19 protein-coding genes are annotated in these 21,516 nt (G+C 43.6%); 8 read left to right on the forward strand and 11 right to left on the reverse strand.

The genetic code is table 11. From position 1 onward, the window contains the following. The first annotated feature begins 49 nt into the window (after positions 1-49). From F6K53_RS18920 to F6K53_RS18930, 3 genes are all read left to right on the forward strand, one after another. Complete coding sequence (locus F6K53_RS18920; protein ID WP_293081681.1) at positions 50-1,975, forward strand: cation:proton antiporter; 1,926 nt, start codon at positions 50-52, stop codon at positions 1,973-1,975. Between the two features lie 958 nt (positions 1,976-2,933). Next, on the forward strand, positions 2,934-5,024 hold the full coding sequence (locus F6K53_RS18925; protein WP_293081684.1) for a serine/threonine-protein kinase: 2,091 nt from the start codon (positions 2,934-2,936) through the stop codon (positions 5,022-5,024). A gap of 227 nt (positions 5,025-5,251) precedes the next feature. Beyond that, positions 5,252-6,727, forward strand: coding sequence for an ammonium transporter (locus tag F6K53_RS18930; RefSeq protein WP_293081686.1), 1,476 nt, complete (start codon positions 5,252-5,254; stop codon positions 6,725-6,727). A 190-nt stretch (positions 6,728-6,917) separates the two neighbouring features. Here the strand turns inward: F6K53_RS18930 and F6K53_RS18935 are convergent, their stop codons facing one another. The 4 genes from F6K53_RS18935 to F6K53_RS18950 form a co-directional block, all read right to left on the reverse strand. Further along, positions 6,918-7,340 (reverse strand): roadblock/LC7 domain-containing protein, encoded by a 423-nt coding sequence (locus F6K53_RS18935; protein ID WP_293081689.1) that lies wholly within the window; start codon positions 7,338-7,340, stop codon positions 6,918-6,920. Positions 7,341-8,163: 823 nt separating this feature from the next. After that, complete coding sequence (locus tag F6K53_RS18940) at positions 8,164-8,439, reverse strand: hypothetical protein (RefSeq protein WP_293022672.1); 276 nt, start codon at positions 8,437-8,439, stop codon at positions 8,164-8,166. A 749-nt stretch (positions 8,440-9,188) separates the two neighbouring features. Next, positions 9,189-9,761, reverse strand: a complete 573-nt coding sequence (locus F6K53_RS18945; RefSeq protein WP_293081692.1) for a sigma-70 family RNA polymerase sigma factor — start codon at positions 9,759-9,761, stop codon at positions 9,189-9,191. A 198-nt stretch (positions 9,762-9,959) separates the two neighbouring features. Further along, complete coding sequence (locus tag F6K53_RS18950) at positions 9,960-10,763, reverse strand: cysteine dioxygenase family protein (RefSeq protein ID WP_293081694.1); 804 nt, start codon at positions 10,761-10,763, stop codon at positions 9,960-9,962. A 331-nt stretch (positions 10,764-11,094) separates the two neighbouring features. Between F6K53_RS18950 and F6K53_RS18955 the strand changes: the two genes are divergently transcribed. Further along, on the forward strand, positions 11,095-11,352 hold the full coding sequence (locus F6K53_RS18955; RefSeq protein ID WP_293081696.1) for a hypothetical protein: 258 nt from the start codon (positions 11,095-11,097) through the stop codon (positions 11,350-11,352). A 134-nt stretch (positions 11,353-11,486) separates the two neighbouring features. Here the strand turns inward: F6K53_RS18955 and F6K53_RS18960 are convergent, their stop codons facing one another. From F6K53_RS18960 to F6K53_RS18980, 5 genes are all read right to left on the reverse strand, one after another. Further along, positions 11,487-11,834, reverse strand: a complete 348-nt coding sequence (locus F6K53_RS18960) for a hypothetical protein (protein ID WP_293041029.1) — start codon at positions 11,832-11,834, stop codon at positions 11,487-11,489. Positions 11,835-11,890: 56 nt separating this feature from the next. After that, complete coding sequence (locus tag F6K53_RS18965; protein WP_293022686.1) at positions 11,891-12,169, reverse strand: hypothetical protein; 279 nt, start codon at positions 12,167-12,169, stop codon at positions 11,891-11,893. A 78-nt stretch (positions 12,170-12,247) separates the two neighbouring features. Next, on the reverse strand, positions 12,248-13,657 hold the full coding sequence (locus F6K53_RS18970) for an AAA-like domain-containing protein (protein ID WP_293081699.1): 1,410 nt from the start codon (positions 13,655-13,657) through the stop codon (positions 12,248-12,250). Between the two features lie 564 nt (positions 13,658-14,221). Continuing rightward, on the reverse strand, positions 14,222-15,925 hold the full coding sequence (locus tag F6K53_RS18975; RefSeq protein WP_293081702.1) for a SulP family inorganic anion transporter: 1,704 nt from the start codon (positions 15,923-15,925) through the stop codon (positions 14,222-14,224). Between the two features lie 611 nt (positions 15,926-16,536). Next, the gene (locus F6K53_RS18980) at positions 16,537-16,665 is read right to left on the reverse strand and encodes a hypothetical protein (RefSeq protein WP_293081704.1); all 129 of its coding nucleotides are present in this window, start codon (positions 16,663-16,665) and stop codon (positions 16,537-16,539) included. 55 nt (positions 16,666-16,720) lie between these two features. On the opposite strand from F6K53_RS18980, the gene F6K53_RS18985 reads away from it, so the two are divergent. After that, entirely contained in the window at positions 16,721-16,933 is a 213-nt protein-coding gene (locus F6K53_RS18985; protein WP_293022697.1) for a hypothetical protein, read from the forward strand. A 350-nt stretch (positions 16,934-17,283) separates the two neighbouring features. Here F6K53_RS18985 and F6K53_RS18990 read toward each other — a convergent pair whose 3' ends face one another. Further along, positions 17,284-17,532 carry a type II toxin-antitoxin system ParD family antitoxin gene (locus F6K53_RS18990; protein WP_293041017.1) on the reverse strand — a complete coding sequence of 83 codons (249 nt, stop codon included), beginning with the start codon at positions 17,530-17,532 and terminating at the stop codon, positions 17,284-17,286. A 525-nt stretch (positions 17,533-18,057) separates the two neighbouring features. Here F6K53_RS18990 and F6K53_RS18995 point away from each other — a divergent pair. The 3 genes from F6K53_RS18995 to F6K53_RS19005 all read left to right on the forward strand — a co-directional run bounded on the left by F6K53_RS18995 (position 18,058) and on the right by F6K53_RS19005 (position 20,910). Beyond that, positions 18,058-18,249 carry a hypothetical protein gene (locus F6K53_RS18995; RefSeq protein ID WP_143727904.1) on the forward strand — a complete coding sequence of 64 codons (192 nt, stop codon included), beginning with the start codon at positions 18,058-18,060 and terminating at the stop codon, positions 18,247-18,249. 334 nt (positions 18,250-18,583) lie between these two features. Continuing rightward, a complete protein-coding gene (locus F6K53_RS19000; protein ID WP_293022701.1) occupies positions 18,584-19,852 on the forward strand; it encodes a tetratricopeptide repeat protein in 1,269 nt (422 codons plus the stop codon). Further along, positions 19,825-20,910 carry a hypothetical protein gene (locus tag F6K53_RS19005; RefSeq protein ID WP_293022703.1) on the forward strand — a complete coding sequence of 362 codons (1,086 nt, stop codon included), beginning with the start codon at positions 19,825-19,827 and terminating at the stop codon, positions 20,908-20,910. Before F6K53_RS19000 ends, F6K53_RS19005 begins: the two co-directional genes overlap by 28 nt. Positions 20,911-20,972: 62 nt before the next feature. Here the strand turns inward: F6K53_RS19005 and F6K53_RS19010 are convergent. After that, positions 20,973-21,516, reverse strand: a 544-nt coding sequence (locus F6K53_RS19010; protein ID WP_293081708.1) for a Uma2 family endonuclease, incomplete at its 5' end; no start/stop codon positions are given.

Consider the following 21,516-nt stretch of genomic DNA (forward strand, 5'->3'; position numbering starts at 1 on the left):
AATAATGAGGAATTTCTACCTAAGTTGATCACTTGCGACACTTACGCATATGGAAAGCTCATTTGAACTAACCCTACAGATGGTTATCGCCATCTTTGCTGGGATCAGTGCCCAGGTAATGGGTGAGTATTTAAAAATTCCCAGCATTGTCTTTTTGCTGATGTTTGGCACTCTACTCGGACCAGATGGCTTCGGTCTTTTGCACCCACAGAAGCTAGGGGTTGGTCTAGAGGTAATTGTTGCCCTCTCAGTGGCAGTTATTCTGTTTGAAGGAGGGCTCAACCTAGATCTGCGGGATCTGGGCAAAGTGTCTGGTAGTCTGAGAAATCTAGTTACCATCGGAACACTGATTACTCTGTTAGGAGGTGGCATGGCGGCTCACTGGCTAGGGGAGTTTCCTTGGCCGATTGCTTTTCTCTATGCCTCTCTAGTGGTGGTCACCGGACCAACGGTGATTAGCCCTCTGCTAAAACAGGTGAAAGTGGATCGACGTGTAGAAACCCTCCTAGAAGGGGAAGGGGTTCTCATTGATCCAGTCGGGGCAATTCTGGCAGTGGTTGTCCTGGACACAATTTTAAATAGTGATGGTGGTGCAAATGCAGCATTTGTCGGTCTAGGTCTTCGTTTAAGCATCGGTGCTGTTATTGGGGGCTTAGGGGGCTGGTTAATGGGGTTTCTTCTCAAGCAAGCACGCTTCATCTCAGAAGAACTCAAAAACTTGGTGGTACTGGCTGGCATGTGGGGTTTGTTTGGCTTGGCTCAGATGGTTCGCTCTGAATCCGGTTTGATGGCAACTGTAGTGGCTGGAGTAGTTATGGGAGCCTCTGACCTGCCTGAAGAGCGCTTGTTGCGACGCTTCAAGGGACAATTAACTGTCCTTGGGGTTTCCATGTTATTCGTACTGCTATCGGCTGACCTGTCAATCGCCAGTGTGTTTGCCCTAGGCTGGGGCAGTATCTTTACCGTCTTGGTATTGATGTTGGTGGTGCGCCCCATCAGTGTGGTGGTTTGTACTTGGAATAGTGATCTCAATTGGCGGCAAAAATTATTTGTGTCGTGGATTGGTCCTAAGGGAATTGTCAGTGCTTCTGTGGCTTCCTTGTTTGCCATTCTCCTAACGGAACGGGGGGTTAATGGTGGTGACTCGATTAAAGCCTTGGTATTCCTGACAATTATGTTGACGGTAGTTTTACAGGGTTTGACCGCTCGCTGGGTCGCCAAATGGCTAAAACTTAACCCAGAGGAGGAGGCAACTGGTGCTGTAATCATCGGTTGTAATCCGATGAGCCGTCTGATTGCTCGTTTGTTTCAAGAGCGAGGAGAGTCGGTTGTGCTGATTGATACAGACCCAGAAGCCTGCCAAAAAGCAAGGGACGAAAATCTGCGAGTTTTCCAAAGCAGTGGTTTGGATGTGGATGTTCTAGAAGAAGCTGGCATCGAATCGGTGGGAACGTTCCTAGCAATGACCAAGAATGGTGAGATTAACTTGGTATTGGCTCAACGAGCAGCGGAGGAGTTTAATCCACCGCGAGTCTTAGCAGTGTTTCCTCGTGACCCCCAAGTCAATAGCAACAACAATAAAACCAAGGTTAATCAGGCCTTCATTGCACAACTACCGATCAAAACTTGGATCCAGTACATTAATGATGGGCAAATCAAGTTGGGCAAAACCACTCTCAAGGAAGCTGGATTTGGTTTTCAGCGAGCTCATCTCAACGCCTTAATTCGCTCTGGAGAACTGGTACCTTTGCTACTGGAGAGGGAAAAGAGTTTTCAAGTGGCGAGTGGGAATGAAGATTGGCAACCGGGGGATAATATTATTTACTTGCTCCATGACCCTAGACCAAAACTTCTGAAGCGTTTATCCGGTGGGACTTCTTCGTCTCGTCTGGCCCTCGAAAAGCTACCCAAAGTGGAGGAATTGCCAATTGCTACAGGGGCATCGAATACAACAGTAGATGAAAGTGTGAATTAGATGTATAGCAAAGGGAACAGGGAACAGGGAACAGGGAACAGGGAACAGGGAACAGAGAACAGGGAGTAGGCAATATGGCATAACAAATTATCACAATTCCTACACAAATCCCTGTTGCACCTAGAAACCAAATAATGCTATTAGATGAGAATGGCATTATTTGGTTTATAACCCAATAAAATTCACAAAACCTGTTATCAGGTTATCCAATCAGGTGAAATCCTTACATGTCGGCAACTGTGCAATAGCATGATCAGCAATTTCACAGTTAGACATTGACTTTCATTAAGGTGAATTTTGAAGACTTTTTGGTAAAATTCACGAAGCATTTCTATTTTAGGGTTGTCCACTAGACAACTCTATTCTTTTTTGGGTTCGTTTGCTCAAATCCTTATCCTATCTACTTTTCACTCTTATTGTCACCCCCTGAGCAGGTGCGGAAACAAGTGACCCAAACAGCCCCTCAGCCCTTCTCCGGGACCCCAAGTCCCCTTCTGTTAACAGTTCACTTTAATTTTTTCCGACTACTTAAATTAAGAAAATCAGAACATATATCAAGCTATATATAATTTACATCTATCTTGGGTAGTATAGCAGAAGTCAGAAGTCAGAAGTCAGAAGTCAGAAGTCAAACTCTTGCGCTTATTTAGGTTTGAGACTTTTGTCATGTCCGCGCCTGCCCTGGCGACTGCTATATATAGCGTTGGTCATAGGAGGTAAAAAGAGCAGAAAGCAGATGCTAATTTCCTGATTTGCTTGTGTAAGTGCAAAACTAATTCAGCTTTAATAACCAGAGCCTATATCTGAATTTATAAACTCAATATTATATTAAAATCAGGGGTTTTCTCTAAGAGTATTAGTCATTGTTTTTGAGCTTAATGAATGCAAGATTATACTCTCAAAAAAGATATTTAATACCATAGTAAATATCACAGATAACGAGATATAAAATTATCAAATGACCCAAAACAATAATTATCGGGAAAAGCAACAAGAGCAGCTAAATCAGCTTCTGAGTAAAGATAATCGCTATAAAGTTGTCAAATTATTGGGTGAAGGAGGCTTTGGTAAAACTTGGGAAGTAGATGACCAAGGTACGCGAAAAGTATTAAAAGTTCTGCACCGCAAAAGTCCCAAGGCTATAGAGTTATTTGAACGGGAAGCGGAGGTACTCAAAAAGCTAAATCATCCAGGAATTCCTAAAGTCGAGCCAGATGGCTACTTTATTCTCCCGCAAGAAGGTGGGAATCAGGATTTGCACTGCTTGGTGATGGAAAAAATTGAGGGGTTGGATTTAGAGAAGTGGCTAGAAGAGAATGGCTATCAACCCATCACACAAGAGCAAGCGATCGCATGGTTGAAACAACTGGCAGAAATCTTAGCTCTAGTGCATGAGCAGAACTGGTTTCACCGGGATATTAAACCTGCTAACATCATGCTCAGACCTAATGGTCAGTTAGCTTTGATTGACTTTGGTGCAGCGAGGGAGGTGACGGATACCTATTTTGAAAAGCTTCAAGAAGGAAATGTTACAGGGATTGTTTCACAGGATTACACGCCGCCGGAACAAGTTAAAGGTCAAGCTGAGTATAGGTCTGATTTCTTTGCCCTAGGGCGTAGCTTTGTCTGTTTACTGACAGGCAAACTACTCAAGCACTTTGGCGCAAACGCAATCACAGGTAAGCTTGAAAAGAATTGGCGAGACAGCGCGACTCAAATATCTGACCCACTGGCAGATTTAATTAATGATCTAATGGCTCCCTCACCAGAGCGGAGACCTAAGAATGCCCAAGATATTCTACAGCGCCTAGAAATAATTGATATCGAGTCTTCCATTCTCTCAATTCTGTCAGTACTGGGTCAACCAGCAAGATTGATTGCAGAGCCGATTCTTAGAAGGAAAATTCCCAAGTGGGCAAAGCAGAGCCGGATTCCTAAAATTGCCCTCTACGGTAGAACAGGAGCGGGTAAATCATCTCTGGTCAATGCCATGATGGGAAAGCGGGTTGCTAAGGTTAGGGTTGATAAACCGGAAACCCTAGACCCTGAATCTTACCTATGCGAGCGCAATGGACGGAGCTTAGAAATTGTAGATTCCCGTGGTGTAGGGGAAAAGTCCAAGGACGATCCGGCATTCCAGTCAGCCATTGACTACATTGTTGAAAAGAGAGTAGATATCCTTTTATTTGTGATTCCAGCCAAAGAGCGAGGGTATGTCGCTCAGGATGTGGAGTTTCTAAGGACGCTGGGCCAAAAACACGACCAAGACCATAAGACAAAACTGCCGATTATCTTGGTGATCAACCAGATAGACCTGGTTGACCCTGCCCGCGAGTGGAATCCACCTTATGACGTGAGTTTAGAATCTAGGGCTAATTCCAGAAAGCCTAGTAATGCCAAAGAGCAGAAAGAAATTAATATTATCAAGTGCATTAAAGCAAGACTCCATGACTATCACCAACTTACTGATAGTTATGTTCCTGTTTCTGCCTGTTGGCAGGAGTACGAAGACACACGGTATAACATCGAGCAACTAGAACTAGAAATATATAAAAATATCTCTGACGATGCTGCTAAATACGGTTTTGGGGGAGCAACTGCGGGCATCCCACTCAAGAGGATCATAGCCAATAAATTTAAGTTGACCGCAGCCTCGTTTGCATTGGGTGCGAGATTTTTTCCCTTTGTAACAAACTTTATACAAAATTTGCTGGTCAGGATGATTGCCAATATTGCTATTCCTGACCAATACCAAAGTATTACGGTCCAAACATTCCTGGAGCAGTTGGGTGTTAAAGGAACTCAAATCAATTTCAATACTGTGGCGATGACTTTAGCAATTGGTGAAGCAGCGATTAGCTATTTTATTGAGAATCACTCTATAGAAGAAGCTAGACAAGCTTTTGTACAGGAAGAGAAAAGTCTGCAAACAGAACTAAGAGATGCAGAGCCGGAAGATGTGATGGAAATTCTGCGAAACATTGACAGGGAAATTAGCGAGCGTTACGGAATACCGCCTTTATATAAAGACGACAGTGATATTACCTAAGCCTATGGGCTACGGGAACAGCGAACAGCGGTCAGCTGACAATAAACCGCTTTTGAAAAAATTGAATACTTCGAGATTTTATCGAATGATTTTTCCCCTCTTACCTCTTCTTCACTGCTCCCTGCTCCCTGCTCCCTAAAAAAATGTACTTCACCTAATTGAAAACAGCCATAGTTGAATACTTACCTAAATAGTGTTTATTTTTCGCTAGTATATTGAACCCAAAGATGCTGACTATAAAAAAGTTAAAAATCCAAAAAAAATGGCGGTTGCCAAGTTTGAAATTCTGCTTGCCGTTAATAGCCACAATCTTACTATTGTGGGCTCAAGCTGCCCTTGGCCAAACTACTTCTAACGATTCAGGTGAGCAATTAGACACCATCAATACTATCTGGGTGTTACTTGCCGCTTTTCGGGTGTTTTTTATGAATGCTGGTTTTGGCATGTTGGAAGCTGGCTTTTGCCGTTATAAGAATGCTGCTAATATCTTGACCAAAAATTTGTTAGTATTTGCTATTGCTACACTAGCATTCTGGATCTTTGGGTTTGCCTTGATGATGGGCGATTCTCCAATTAATAATATCCTGAGACTCCAGGGATTTTTTTTGGATGAAGGAGGATTCTCTAATTATAATAATTATCTGATAAAATTTGGAAAACATATTCCTCTCAAAGCAACATTTTTGTTTCAATTAGTTTTTGCTGGAACCGCCGCGACGATTGTATCTGGAGCGGTTGCGGAGAGAATTAAGTTAAAAGCATTTTTATGGTTTAGCTTTTTCCTGGTCGCTCTTTCTTATCCCATCACTGGACACTGGGTTTGGGCACCTAACGGTTGGCTCAAACAGCTCGGTTTCGTGGATTTTGCTGGTTCAACCGTAGTTCATGCAGTGGGTGGTATGGCAGCTCTAGTGGGTGCTTGGCTCTTGGGACCACGTAAATACCGACGAGAGGAGGACCGTAAAATGGTTTCCCGCTATAAAGACGATGGTACTAGGGTACCTATACGTCCCCATAATCTCAGCATGGCTACTCTAGGTTGCTTTATCCTTTGGCTGGGCTGGTTTGGCTTCAATGGAGGTTCACTGCTAAAAGCTGACCCTGAACAAATAAGTCACATTCTGCTAACAACCAACATTGCTGCTGCAACTGGTGCTCTGACAGCGGCTTTGACAACCTCAAAGCTAAAGTACTTTAATAACAAACCAGAACTGTCTATGATCATCAATGGAGTCCTAGGAGGTTTGGTGAGTATTACTGCATCTAGTGCCTATGTAGAACTATGGGCTGCTGCTTTCATTGGTATGGTAGCTGGAAGGTTAGTTGTTTTATTAGTTTACCTCTTCAACCTGTGGAAAATTGACGACCCAGTGGGTGCAATATCAGTTCACTTAGGTTGTGGCATCTGGGGAACGCTAGCAGTTGTTTTGAGTAATCAGAATAAGTTACCTTGTGACCAAATAAATGCACCACTCTGCAATACTAATGGTCTTGCACTGATAGAGAGATCCCAACAATTAGGAATTCAAGTGTTTGGTCTCGTTGCTGTTCTATTGTTCACCTTTCTTTTTAGTTGGATCACTTGGTCAATACTTAAAGCGCGAATAGGCATTAGAGTTTCGGACGAGGATGAGCTCAAGGGGTTAGATTTGCAACTCCATGATGTAGAGACTTACCACGGTTTTAGAAAAGAGGAAGTTTAGCTAGGGACAGATATCCTACCCGGGTGCATCTCAATGCATGCAATTAGACAAAAATTATAATAAAATTCCGACACTGCCTACACTACCCACTCTCCCTAAAATCCCCACGCTTCCGACACTTCCGGCACTTCCCTTCTTTTTTACAAAGATGAGATGCACCCTCCTACCCTTGGGATATAAGGCAGATTATCTACCACCTACCTACGCCTTTTCCGTTACCACCTTCAATATCTTTAGTAGAGGATATAGTATTGATATCAGTCTGAAGATTTGCCAAAATTAGCGCGATTTCACCCTTTAAAAGCCCTCGGTTTGTATTGCTACTGGCTTTGACTAACAAGAAAATGCTCGGAGCACATACTAATAGCATGATATAGCCGTCTTCGGTTTCAACATAAATCTCTTTAGTGTTGTTCCAGTTCAATTGCTGACAAATGCGTTGGATCAATTGACCCATTATCCCAGCTATGATATAAGTAGTTGTCTCGTCCCAATCTCCGATGGGAGGTTTGGTGATCAGCTCGCCGTCTTCGTTAACAAGGACAACTCCTTGAATGTAATCTTTCTTTTTAGTGAATTCTGTTAGAGTGTCTTTGATTTTTTTAAGATCCATACTTACCTGTTACCTTCCTGAATTATCTATGTATATGGTGGATTAGTCTACAATTTAACAAATTTCATTTATTATATATTTATCTATCGGTAAAAAATGGGCAATAATTCAGATACTAACTGTTCGTATTTCGTATAACATTTTAGCACTTTAGTCACTTAATCAAGGAAGGGTTAGGAAAATTGTCTTGACTAGAGTCCTGGTGGTTGCCAGGAAATTCTGTGGTTTTAAACTCTGATTTTTTTAACATATAAATCAGGCCATTGATTGGTGTGAAGGCACCCTTCTTTGTTAGTGCAAAAATCAGATTATTTGTTTCTATTAACTTTTCTGAGGGTGGGATGATTAGTCCGGACAGAAAACGTTAAAGTACAGAATTCGGTCAAGCATTGGGGTTAACCCAAACTTGACCGATTTTTTTTGATTGTTATATATCTGAGGCTGATCCAGAATAATTCTGATCACTGTTGAGGGGCTAGAAATGCGTACGCAAAAAATCCCCACCAGATTCTGGTAATCTCAGAACCATAGATTACAACTGCTCCGCTTACTATAGCACTGCATCGCTGTTCCCTGTTCCCTGTTCCCTGTTCCCTGTTCCCTACTCCCTAGATACACCAGGAGGAAGGCGCAGAAGAAGGGAATCTGGCGATCGCCTAATCCTACGCTACCCTGGGAATTTCGCAGAGGTACTAGGGCGTGTTTTCTTGCCTCGGAGATCCCCCGTTTCCCTTAAAAAAGGGGGACTTTGAGTATGGCTCCCCCCTTTTTTAAGGGGGGCTGGGGGGGATCATAATCTTGCGGAAAACTTTGAAAACACGCCCTAGAGGTTAGCCGTCGGCGACAAGTCCCGGTATGGGACTTGATTTTTTCGACCCATCTCTATTCGAGTTGCTCGGTGTTGATTTTCTGGATGTTTAATCTCGCCATCATTGCTGAGGAGAGCAATAACTATGAAAGCTATTGCTACGCAAACAAAGATCACTGATCCAGGACGACTTTCGTTGATATAGCGTTCACGATTGCACTTTAGACAGACGTAATGATCTGCGTTTTGAGAATCCTGAATCCAGGGACAATACATCTGATCGCATTTCATGATTATAACCCTCAAGTCCAGACTATAATAAAGAGAATATCTCGCAAAGCTAACCAAAGCTTGACAGTATTTGACTGAAAATATTTAAGACCATGGTTCAAGTATGTAAGTAAGGTTATGGAGCCCCACAACATAAACCATCTTGCCAGCTTAAACGGTTGTAAGTTGATTATATTTGGTATCAAAAAATAGCAGTTAAAACGAATTATGACGCCCGTATAAACTGGAAATATTCCAGTAAAACATGGTTTTATGTCAGGTTATTGTTGACTTTGCACTGTTGACTATGCACCCTTAATAAAAATCAAATCACTTGCAAACCGAAAAAAGGAAACTTAATGCACTTTTTTCGCTTATAATAGTTAGATGCGTAGATCCTGATTATGTGACAAAACGTTTGAGTTACACAGACAGGACTTACGCACAGACTCCATGGGTAGGGTGGGCAAAACCTTGCCCACCCTACAGGTAGCATTAAATTGAGGGATTTGCGTCAGTCCTAACAGATAAGCTTTGACGTACTTATAGCAATTCTAAGACTCATGAGGTACACACTATTAGTCTCACTCCACCCCTTACCCGCGCCCAGGTTACGCACTCCCCACACTCTTAACCCTACACTCTTAACCCTATTCCCATTCACCCAGGACGAAGTACATCAAGCAATTGAGAACTTGATAACTGCTATATTTGCCTTTAATGTGCCCCCAAAAATAGCCTTATTTCGGGTCGCTACATCCAGAAAATTATCACTTCTTAAGCTTAAGAAAGAAAATTTCCCTCAGTTTTTTCAAAGCGCGACTTCCCCTCTGACGCACCTTGTTAATAGTTGTTTTGGTAATGGCAGTGTCTGGGTACAACTCTGACGATATCTGCTCCCAGCTCAGCTCACGAAAGAATCGCATCACCAGTAGTTGGTGAAAGTCCGGCTTGGTTTGCTTAAGTTCCTTGAGGGCTAAAGTTAGCATCTGTCCTAGTGTGTCATCACAGTAAAGGTTGTCCCTTGGGCTAGCAAAAATTTGGCTTTGGATCATCGGCTCAAGTTTCTGGATGGACTTTTTTTCCGATAGTTCCCTCCTTTTCTCTTGCAAAATAATGCGCTCCCCAACTTTCTTCGCCCACGCCTCGGGGTTTTCAATCGGGCGTTCTAAGCGCTCGACTTCGACTACCTTCTCCCATACCTGGCTGAGGATGTCGTCCGAGTCACACCGATGCAGCAATTTGCACCCCCACAAGAGCTTGTCATAGTACCCTTTGAGATACTGAACTTGTAGAGGATTAAGGAGCGTTAATACCCAGTTTATTGCTAGTAGAGCACTCATGGATTTACCTCAGTATTACATAGTGTTGATTGGGTGCATCTTTTTGTTGTAAATCTATAACGAGGGCGATGCAGTCGGCCAAAGGGGGTTTCCACGGGGCTTACAAGGTGCGGAAACAAGTTCAGCACACAGCCCCTCCCCATCAGCGACTGCATCAAGACAGTGAGATGCACCCTATTTGTTTGGCTTGTCTAGACCCTAAGCAATCATTAAGCGACAGATCTCTTCCATGTCCTCGTTTGAATTGCTCCAAATAGCTGCTGGTTTGCACTCACTGATATTGGTTTGCCAATTCATATTGTCTGGTGGCGTACCAAATCTAAAGTGCAGGGTGACCAGATCTTTGGAGGAATTATTAGCCATTAGGTGATATTGCTTGCGGTCAATGCAAACCAGTTGATTCTCCCCAAACAGCTCGCCAGGTCTGGAGGGCATTTTGTCAGGCTCTAGGCCCTCGTCTTGGTTAGGGAAGCGATGGGTCATTTCTCCTTTGTAGACGAAGATTGCATTTAGGGACTGACCATGGTGGTGGGCAGTGGTACCTTGCCCCGGTCTCCAGCCAATCATATAAATGGTCAGGGCTGTGGTTTGAAAAATGGCTTTGCGCGAGAAATCTTGTTCATTAAAGCTGATATATTGGTCGAGAAATCTGTGCTTCAGTTTGGTTTGGGTTACTAGTTCCTTAAAAGTTTCAAACGTCACTTGATGGGAGGGAACCCGCGTAAGATTATAAGCAAGGTTCTTGATGGAAAGGGAACTCACCACCAAGTCGTAATCAGGTATTGCCCCGGTGCTGAGTTGGTAGTCAATTAACTGATCTGCTTGGCACAGCCAATAGTTTAGTTCTTGGTCGTACCGGCTATAGCTTAGGATCTCTGTGATGCTTTGAGCATCTTGTGATGACAACTCAGGTTGGGTCACTAGGCGACAGTACTCTGTGACCAGCTTGGCGAGCTGTTGGTCGGAGCTGCCAAAAAGGTTTACGTGGTAGTTAGTTTCCATAAGTTTTCAATTTGTCATTTTCTTTCCCTCCATAAACTTTAGATGCACAAACAGCCAATGTGTGACACCAGCCTCTGAATGCAGATCGCCATGGTGCATCTCATATTTGTAAAAAAGAAGGGAAGTGTAGAGAGTGTGGGGCCCGGGCGCGGGGAGTGTGGGGCGGGGGCGCGGGAAGTGTGGGGTGCATCTGACACCGATTACAAGCTGATTTTATCGGTCTAAAGCACTGGCCACCCTACGATTAATTTTATTAAAAATATAGACAAAGAAAAACTATTTTCTAGGTAATTTAATGTCGGTGGGCAGGGGTGCATCTCATTAAAGTTGTTTGACCCAGTGGGTGGCATGGGCATCAGGCGTGGAACGGGCATCAGGCGTGGAACGGGCATCAGGCGTGGAACGGGCATCAGGCGTGGAACGGGCATCAGGCGTGGAACGGGCATCAGGCGTGGAACGGGCATCAGGCGTGGAACGGGCATCAGGCGTGGAACGGGCATCAGGCGTGGAACGGGCATCAGGCGTGGAACGGGCATCAGGCGTGGAACGGGCATCTTGCCCGTTTCCTTCCTCGGGCGGGCTGTCCTAACACTGCCAAAGAAGCGGAAAATGAGTGCGAGCCCTTCCCTTACGCAACCTACGCAACATTTACTTCTGTTGTCCTTGAAGAGGCGATCTGAGTCAAGTTCAGATCGCACTCTATCAAGTTTGGTTCAATAAAAACTAAACGAATTCAAATACAGAATCGTTCAAATCGAGACCTATGGGGGAGTTTTCTATCAAACCAATCAAATCATTTGAACCGGAACTTTCCTCGATAGCGTAAATTCCTAGTCCCTGAACCACATCCCCAGAATCAAGGGTGACGGTTTCTTCTTGCAATTCATAGCCAGCAGAATTTCCGTGGAGTTGAATCCTATCCTCAAAGAGATTCAAATCTGTGATGATAGCAAAATCACTCTCGCCTAGATCGTCATAGTAAGCTTGATTAGCATCACCAAGCACAAATAGATCTCCTCCAGAACCACCAATTAACGAGTCAATTTCGTTCAAACCGGGTGTTATTGCCAAGGGATTAGCGCCAAAGAGAGTATCATTGCCATCACCCCCAAAGAGAGTATCATTACCTATGCCACCCTCAAGGGAGTATCATTACCTATGCCACCATCTAGTAAGTCATCACCAGCATCGCCAAACAGTTCGTCAGTGCCGCCACCTCCCCAAAGGGTGTCATTTCCGGGGATAATAATTATAGGCTGCTCTTCTGGAGCATTGCGATCGCCAAATAGCCGATCGTATCCACCTCCACCACGCAGTTGATCATCATCACCCAAACCAAAGATTCTGTCGCTGTTGTTTGTGCCAGGTAGCACATTAGGATTGCTATTACCAAAAATATCTGGCATTCATGATTGCTGTTTCATTAGCTGATAGCTGACAGCTGTTCGCGCAGCGTGCGCGTAGCGCAGATGCTTACCTAAAAGCTAAAACTTGGTAGAAATATTCCCGATACAAATTGCAGCGAGAACATAGTTACCCTGTCGCTCTACCAAGCCCATACTGTGTAGTTTGTAAATCTCGATCGGATTTAGTTCCACTGGCTCAGATGAGGTGACAACTTTCTTGAGGGCCTGAAGCAACTCTGGTAATTGTTGCAGTGTTTCTAAATGTCGCCGCAAATGGTTGCTATAAATACCTGCTTCTGTTGGTGCATCTTGCCACAACTGCTGGAATGTTACCTTGCCAGAGCCAATTTCATACATCGCCAACCGTACCAGATAGGGATGACCAGATACCATTGTCATTAATTTCTCTATCTGGGCATTCTCCCAATTTAGTCCATGGAGATGAGCCAAATTTTTTACCTGCTGTTGGTCAAACTCTCGCAACTCCACTGGAATCCCGGCGTTAAAGGGAGATTGATTTAAGTCTAAGGGAATATAAACTTCTGTAGAATGTGCGATTACCAGCCGCAGTTGCTTCCAGATATCTGAAATCTTGGCTTTCTCATGCCAGCTGCGCAGCATCCCTAAAAAGTCTTCTATTACTTCGGGGTAGGGGAAAACTCGATCGACTTCATCCAATGCTAAGACCAGGGGAGAATCTATTTCTGCCAGTAAATACTCTTCAAAATAGACTGTGCAGTTATCGTTACTCCCCAAAATCTCTGTATCCCAATAATCATTTAACTGATTGTCTAACTTTAATTGCCGACCAACTTTCAAACAGAGCCAGCGTAGGAATTTATCTAAATCCGTTAAAATGGCTCGGTCTACACTGCTCAAATCTAAATACACCGTTTGAAAATCCTGGGATTGAGCATGAGCTAGAATCCTCATCATTAAGGAGGTTTTTCCCATTAGCTTCGGTGCTTTAATCCGAATCAGGGAACCAGGCATAATAACGGTATCGTAACCGAGAGATTCGATGCTGTCTCGCTCCACATAAAGAGGTGAATCCAGGGCCACCCAACCCGACGGAAATGGTAGCTTTGTTAGCGGCTCAGATGGTGGCTGCTCTCCATTGGTGCCCACTGATGTACCTTGACACTTTTTCCATGCTCTTCTCAGTGCTTGTTTGAAACTCTTTTTGGTAACCCTTTCTCCTAATGCTTTTGAGAGCTTATTCCATAATTTGTTGCCGATATCTTTGTTAAGATACTCAGCACTGTAGCCATACCTATTGGCGATCTGATCATAGGTTTTCCCTTCCCAAGAACCCTGAAGTACTGTGGTTTCAATGTCACTGAGATGTTTGCCTGTATTTTTGAAGACAACTTGATCAGCAGACTCTTTTGCTTGTATCCAAGCTAACTCTGATTCTGAGTCTACTCCAGAGACTACACTCAGAACTGGATGGGAGGGGTAAAACTCATCAAATGCTTGAGCAATCATGTCAGTAAAAATGTTTTGGGAATATTAGGGCAAGGCAAGAGGCAAACGTTGAGGTAGGGTGGGCAGTGGCTAGCAAAGCGATTGTCAGCTTTTCAATTGGTCTTATCCACTGCCCACCCTACGGCTCACTACGGCTCACTCTATGCTATGAGGTACAAATAGATCCCCCTAAATCCCCCTTATCAAGGGGGACTTTGAGGTTTAGAAGCGTACCTCATAAATCCTATAAACGCTATAGTACTTATCACCCTGTTGTTGGCTATTTATGCAAGACGTCGATATTTTAAGTTAGTTTAAATAATTTTTATTTTTGTTAACTAAACAACTATCAAAAGGTATCAAAAAGTCAGAAGCGTTGAACGTTTTAAACATTCAACGCTTCAGTGCTATTATTACTACGGATTAAGTAACTAACGCAAATTCTTTCTTATTTGTAACGTTTGCTAATTGATTAATCAGGTTTGTTTAAGAAGTAGATGTAGGGTGGGCAGTGCTTACCAAAAGGATTGTCAGCTTTTCAATTGCTCCGCCAACACTGCCCACCCTACGGCTCTTAAATAAAACTTATATATCAGCTGACAAATCAAAATTAGCTTGTGCCTGACTTGGTGCATAATTTTGAGAGTTATTCACGATCGTACGAGACCACCGCAGTGCTTCTAAACGAGTCAATTCTAGGTTTTGGGGTGGAATCTTATGCCAGATATCCAAGCTTTGTAAGCGCTTTCTGGTTTTGCCTGCTGCCCCTACAATAAATACTTGACGACCTTTATCTAAGGCTTCTTGAATAGCATTTTCCAAAGCTAGGGTAGCGGTAACACCTAAAATAGGTACATCACTGAAATCCAGAATCAGTACATCAAAACCTTCAATGGCATTGTGTTGACGGGAAATTGCCTTGGCAACCCCAAAAATCATCGGTCCACTGAGATGAAAGAGTACAATACGACCGTCACCTTGATCCAATAGTACTTTTTCTTCCTGGGAAAGCTGAATTTCCTCATCGTCATAGGTAATCGCCTTAACACTGTCTGCTCTATGAGCACTAAGACGCTCAATGGTGAGGATATTGGCAATAAATACTCCTACTCCCACGGCCACAATCAAGTCAACAAAAACAGTCAGTAAAATCACCCCGTACATAATCAGGGATGCTTTCCAAGAAATTTTATGGGCACGCTTGAGGAAACCCCAGTCAATAATATCAATACCTACCTTGAGGGCGATACCAGCCAAAACAGCAAGGGGAATACTTTTGGTGAGGGGGGCAGCCCAAAGCACAACTACTAGTAATGCTAAAGCACGGGCGATTCCAGAAAGGGCAGTCCTACCCCCGGTTTGGATATTAACCACAGTTCCCATGGTTGCGCCAGCTCCAGGAATACCGCCAAATAAACCGGATACCAAATTACCTAAACCCTGACCCATCAACTCTTTGTTAGAGTCATGTTCGGTACGGGTTAAACTATCAGCCACCAGGGACGTTAGTAATGCATCAATGCAGCCCAGTGTAGCTAGCACCAAAGCATCAACCACCATTAACTGTAACTGTTGAGTGGTAAACACCGGTAGACGCAAACTAGGCAAACCAACAGCAATTTCCCCAATACGGCGAATATCTACCCCAGAGAAAAACACCAAAGACAAAACTGTTCCCAGAATTAAGGCTACCAACTGGGGGGGTACGATGCGTTTCCATTTGCGGGGCATCAAAACAAGAATTGCTACCGTCAAAACCGCTAAAACAGTTTCAATCGGGTTGATGTTTGCTATCAGTGTGGGCAAACTAGTAACTGTGCCAATCACGCCACCTTTAGGGCTACCTTGACCCAAGAAAGGAGCAGTTTGCAAAATAATTAGTATGATTCCAATACCCGACATAAAACCGGAAATGACGGTGTAGGGCATCAACGTAATGTATTTGCCTAGGCGCAGAAAACCAAACAGAATTTGAAAAATTCCGGCTAACATGACCACGGTAAAAGCCATAGCCAAGCCGTTGTCTGCATTAGCAGCGGTGAGGTTAGCAATTACCGCTGTCATCACCACGGTCATGGGGCCAGTGGGTTCAGAAATTAGGGTGGGAGTACCTCCAAATACCGCAGCAAAAAAGCCGATTAATACAGCACCCCACAAACCAGCTTCTGCTCCAGCACCGGAGGCGACACCGAAGGTAAGAGCCATGGGGAGGGCGATCACGGCGGCGGTTAGTCCACCAAAAATATCCCCCCTAATGTTACGAAAGTGAATTTGGTTAGTTAGTTGCATAGTTAAATGACATTTAGGTAATTGTTACATTACATGTAGGTAACTACTTTTTACTGTACTGCAAATACATCCATTAGATTTATTTAATGATCTTACTAAAATCATTTACTTAAGTCTATAGTCAAGGCACAAGCCCCAGAAACATAAGCCTTTAACTTAATATTAATAATTTATTAATAAGTACCTTAACTTAAGAAAAACTCATGGCAATTATCGATTTGCTTTATCGGCAGGGGAGATAGGGAGATGGGGAGATGGGGAGATGGGGAGATGGGGAGATGGGGAGATGGGGAGATAGGGAGATGGGGAGATGGGGAGATGGGGAGAGAGATGTAGGGTGGGCAGTGCGTACCAACAGGATTGTGAGGTTTTGAATTGGTCTGAAGCACTGCCCACCTGACCAGTAATTTTATTAAAAATCTAGATGTAGGGTGGGCAGTGCAAACCAACAAGATTGTGAGGTTTTGAATTGGTGGAAGCACTGCCCACCAGACCAGTAATTTTATGAAAAATTTAGACAAATAACTCCTATTTTATAGTTAATTTGATGTCGGTATGCCGGGGAGCATGTCACTTTTGAAATTAGGTACATAGATCCCCCCTAACCCCCCTTAAAAAAGGGGGGAATTAGATTCAAAACTCCCGATTCCCGATTCCCGATTCCCGATTCCCGATTCCCGATTACCGATTTCCAATTCCCGATTTCTTAATAAAAAAAAATTTTCTAAACCCCTTGACACTTTATTTATTTATTGATAAATTAATAATGTCAACAAACTCAAGAGATAATTTCAGATGAGTAACAATTTTCCTCCTTCCGACAACCAAGGTGCCTTACCCAAGAAAGCCAAGCTCCTTTTGATCGGTTCTCCTGAAAAGGTTCGCAAAACAATTAATGCCATTTATTCCCTTAAGTATGCGGAGCCGGACGAGTGGAGCACTCCGGAGCCTACCGGAAAGCCTGGTGAGGTTATGACCTTTTTGATTCGATACTTTTACATAGATTAAGATAGGAGTTTGCCAGGGTTGCCCCCTGGCAAATCAGGAATGGTGAAGGATGTTTGGTGAAGGAGGGTGAAGCAGCATGAAGCAAAATGAGTTGGGATGTTATTGCTTTTCAGTAGTTGCTGACTAACTCGGGAATCATGCCATAATTGAGATCTGAAATTATCGATTTTGAGCTGTACTTGTGGAACGTTAAAGTACAGAATTCGGTCAAGGATTGGGGTTAACCCAAACTTGACCGATTTTTTTTAGGGAGTCGGGAGTCGGGAGTCGGGAGTCGGGAGTCGGGAGTAGGGAAAAAATCCTGTGTACCTAATTAATATGAGAAACGCTGTAATTATCCGATGTATCAGTTATTTCCCGGATTGGTCAAACCGCTGTCTGATATTGGTGCGAATATCTTCCCAATCGTCAGCTGTCATTGGTGTTGGCTCTGGGCTACTTAGTCCTTTAAGAATTTCCATTTCTAGGGCGTATCTAGTTTTCTGCTTTTGGTCAGCTCGAATTAGCTCTCGAATGTACTCGCTAGCGCTGCTATAACCCCCTAAGGCTACCTGAGCTTGAATAAACTCTTTCATCTGAGAGGGCAGGGCAATGTTCATTGTCTCCATTGGGATACCTAGTTACTTACTACTTGTTTATAGCTATATTGTCAATAATTGCCAATGGATTGTCAATGTAGAGACTGGCCCCGCACTCAACCCAACTCCAACGCCTATGTTAAGGGTTGTTATTACTTAGCCTGCGCCCTACAATAAAAAGCGGGAACAAAAAAATGTGAGCCAGCTGCAATTACCCCTAGATCAGCTATCAGCTAATGCGCTACGTCACAGCGTCGTTCGCACAGCGTGGCCAAACGCGCCCCGCGTGGCCTAAAGGCCAAGGCCAAAGCCTGTGCCACGTTACTTGAGGTGCTATCAGCTGATGCCCTTGGCTGACGGCTGACCGCTGACGGCTGACCGCTGACTGCTGACCGCTGACCGCTGAATGCTTACAGTCAAGCTTTTCGAGCTTAGTAGTACAAATCTATAAAATAAAATATATAAGCTGCAAGAACAATTAAGTTTAATTGTAAGAATTCAGGTGAGGGGGGTTGACAAAACTGAAAAAATCGGTAACCTAACAGCATGAGCAGAAAACTCGCACTGAACAAGCTAGAGCCAAAAGCCCTCAAACAACTGGCAAGGGAGCAGTTGGTATGGCTGATATTGGAGCAGCAAAAGTACATCAAGCAACAGACGACACTTCAAAAAAGTCATTCCCTAGTTCCCTATTCCCTATTTCCATTAATCCACAACTTGTGTACCTCACCTATTTAAGAAATGCTATATACCGATTTCAGCTTTTGACTTATAAGGAGAAACGGGATGTTAAGGGTCTTGGTGGGTAAGTCCTGTGGGAGATCAACCTGGTATTGAAAGTTTCCTGCATAACTTTTGGTGGTTAGCCGGATAAGTCTATAGATACTGAAAAATCAGCGATCAGCTATCAGCGATCAGCTATCAGCTGATGCCCTTGGCTGACGGCTGACGGCTGACCGCTGAATGCTTACAGTCAAGCTTTTCGAGCTTAGTAGTACAAATCTATAAAATAAAATATATAAGTTGGAAGAACAATTAAGTTTAATTTTTACATCTTTGACCCACAAAGTAAATGAATACTCCTCCCTTAGATGAGGCTCTCAAGACTTACGAAATAGCCCTTGATAACCTGGAAGATTCAGCATCACCGATGTCTGAAGAGCAAATTATTGCAGTTTTAAATGCTAGGGATTTTGTTCACGCTACTGTTCAGGCAAAAGTTTACCATTATTATCACGAACAAAAAACCCTTGTTGCCTTGGATGTGCGCCTCAAACAAAATGCTTGGCAGATCAGCAAAGTTATTGATTTTTCCAGCTGGCGAACTAGTTTGGAACCCCCAGACACAGCTTGGTGGTGGCATTTAGAAACAGAAGCGGAGCTTGCCCGCTGGCAATGGTGGGATTGGTTATGGCGAGGATTGAGCATTGCTGGCTGGACGGCGAATCTTGGCTTGTTAATCGACCTTCTGCCTCGTTTTCTGATAGCAGGCACTGGATTTGCGGGAGCAGTAGCAATTGCTTTTCCCAGTCTTTTGACCTTATTACAAGCGATAAGCGAACTAACGGAAACCGGACAAGAAGGATTTGATAAATTATTAATCCGACTGGGTATTCCCAAGCATTTTCATGGGGAAGCCCAGCTCGGGGCGACGGAGTTATTACTGCTAATCTTACTAGGTTTTCACTTTTATCTGCCCAATTTTTCTAATTTTTCTAATAGAAGAGGTTTTGAAAACTATAACAAGGGTCAACTCGCCAGTGCTGAAGCCCACTATCAGCAAGCCTTAGCCCTTAATCCTGATAATGTCAAAGCTCACTACAACTTAGCTGTAGTATACGAAGATTTACAACAGTTTGACAAAGCCAGAACTCAATACCAATTCGCCGTAAAAGGCGGTTTTGTTAAAGCTTATAACAACTTAGGTCGCTTGCATATTCTTAACAACAAACCCTCCTTAGCTATCCCCTTACTCTTCAAAGGTTTAGCCGGGGCTGGGCAAGCAAGCATCAAAGTTCGATACGACCTGATGAAAAACTTGGGTTGGGCTTTACTCAAGCAAGGGCGAGAGGAGCAAGCAGAACCAATTCTCCGGAGCGCGGTCTCTTTAGGCAGTAGTCCAGAAGGTATTGAAAAAATCAGCAATCGCGGTTCAGCCCACTGCTTATTAGCTCAGGTTTATCAAGGACAAAACCAGAAAACCAAAGCCCTTACCCAGTGGCAAAAATGTTGTCAATTGGGGTCAAGTGCTAATCCTGATGAGGATCTGTGGCTGGGCTTAGCTCATAAAAAATTAAAGGAGGACAATCAATCATGTGGTCAAAACAATCGAAAACCTTAATTGCCTTTGCACTGGGGCTAGGTGTGGCAGTTACTTTCATCAAACCTGCCCTGCCTCAAATACCAAGGTTTAACCTAATTATCGCCTTGGGTCCTCCAGGTGAAGTCAAATTCCAGAAGCCCGATTGGTCAAATTTTCAACCAGCTTCTATTGGTGATGTACTCAGGGGGGATTATCAGCTGTTAGTAGGCTCAAATGCTACCGTTGAAGTGCTGTGTTCCAACTGGACAACCTGGAAACCTGAACCGGGAAGAACTTCCACCGTTAATGAAGGCTGTCCTACCGCCGGAGATAGTAGAATAATTCACTCAGAGGATTATACCGCTCCTACTAGGGTAGCAAATAATCAAAACATTCCTTATCTATTAAGTCCGAGGAACACATCCTTACTCGACAACCGACCCACCCTACGCTGGCATCAGGTTGAAGGTGCAGAAAGTTATTCTGTTAGGATTCGTGGACAAGGATTAGATCTAGACTGGAAAACCCACAGTAGGGAGACAGAAATTCTTTATTCAGGGGAACAACCTCTACCACCTGGTTATTATTGGTTAATTGTTGAGACTGACAACGGTAAACGTTCTATAGAGGAAGGGGTATTTGGTTTTCGGGTACTTGATAAAAAGAAAGCTACCACCCTATTAAAAGAAGTAGAGGAACTCCAGCAAAAACAGTTAAGTGAAGAAGCAAAAACCTTAGCCATAGCCCATTTTTACCTCAGCGAAGATTTGAAATATGATGCCATTGATATCCTCGAACAAAGCATCAAGGAGGGTAAGACTTTGGTAGCCACCTATCAACTGCTAGGGGATACCTACACAGAAGTGGGATTAAATCGACTGGCAAAGGAGCGTTACCTCAAAGGTTTAGAACTGGCTAAAGCAGCATCAGATTTAAACAGTCAAGCGGAAATACAAAAGAGTTTAGTAACTATCAGCTTAATTATTGACAGTAAAGAGGAAGCTTTACAGTGGTTGGAAAAAGCCCAAGTTAGTTATCGGGCTTTAGGGGATGAATCAGAGGTGCGTCAACTAGAAGAGAATAAAAGTAAAATTTGACAGGCGGCTCTGGATTGAAGGTATGGGGTATCGGTATGGTTTAAACTTATCAATCAAATAGCTTACAGGTCAAAATCCTCGGGATTTATCCCTTTCGCTTTTAATTGCTCCAGTAATGCTTTCATACGATTTCGTTCAAGCTCTAAAGCTTGCTGTGCTTGTTCTAAAGCTTCTTCCGCTTGTTCTGCTCGTTGACGTTGTTGTTCTTTCTGCTCACTAATTTCTAAATAGCTAGCAAAAGGCTCACCATTGGGATAATACAGCACCAATTGAGATGCTACTAACTCAAAGGTAATTCCTAAACGGGGACTCACCCAACCCAGCATCTGGGGGATGGGTTCTAGTTTTTTTCCTGAACGCAACCAGCCTTTTAGTTTGGCTCTGTTTGGATCATACAGATAGTACTCTTCTACTCCATGGGTCCGGTAAAACTTGAGTTTATCCTCTTCTAATTCCTTGATGGTGTTGGTTTCTGATGCTATTTCAAAGGTGACTTGGGGATTAAGGTTATCTTCAACCCAGGTCTTGTAAGAACGTCGATGCCCTTTCGGTCTACCGATAACTACCATCACATCGGGGGCTTGGTTGATTTTGGGTTCTCCTTGT

This window comes from Moorena sp. SIO4A1, assembly GCF_010672065.1.
GTDB lineage: Bacteria > Cyanobacteriota > Cyanobacteriia > Cyanobacteriales > Coleofasciculaceae > Moorena.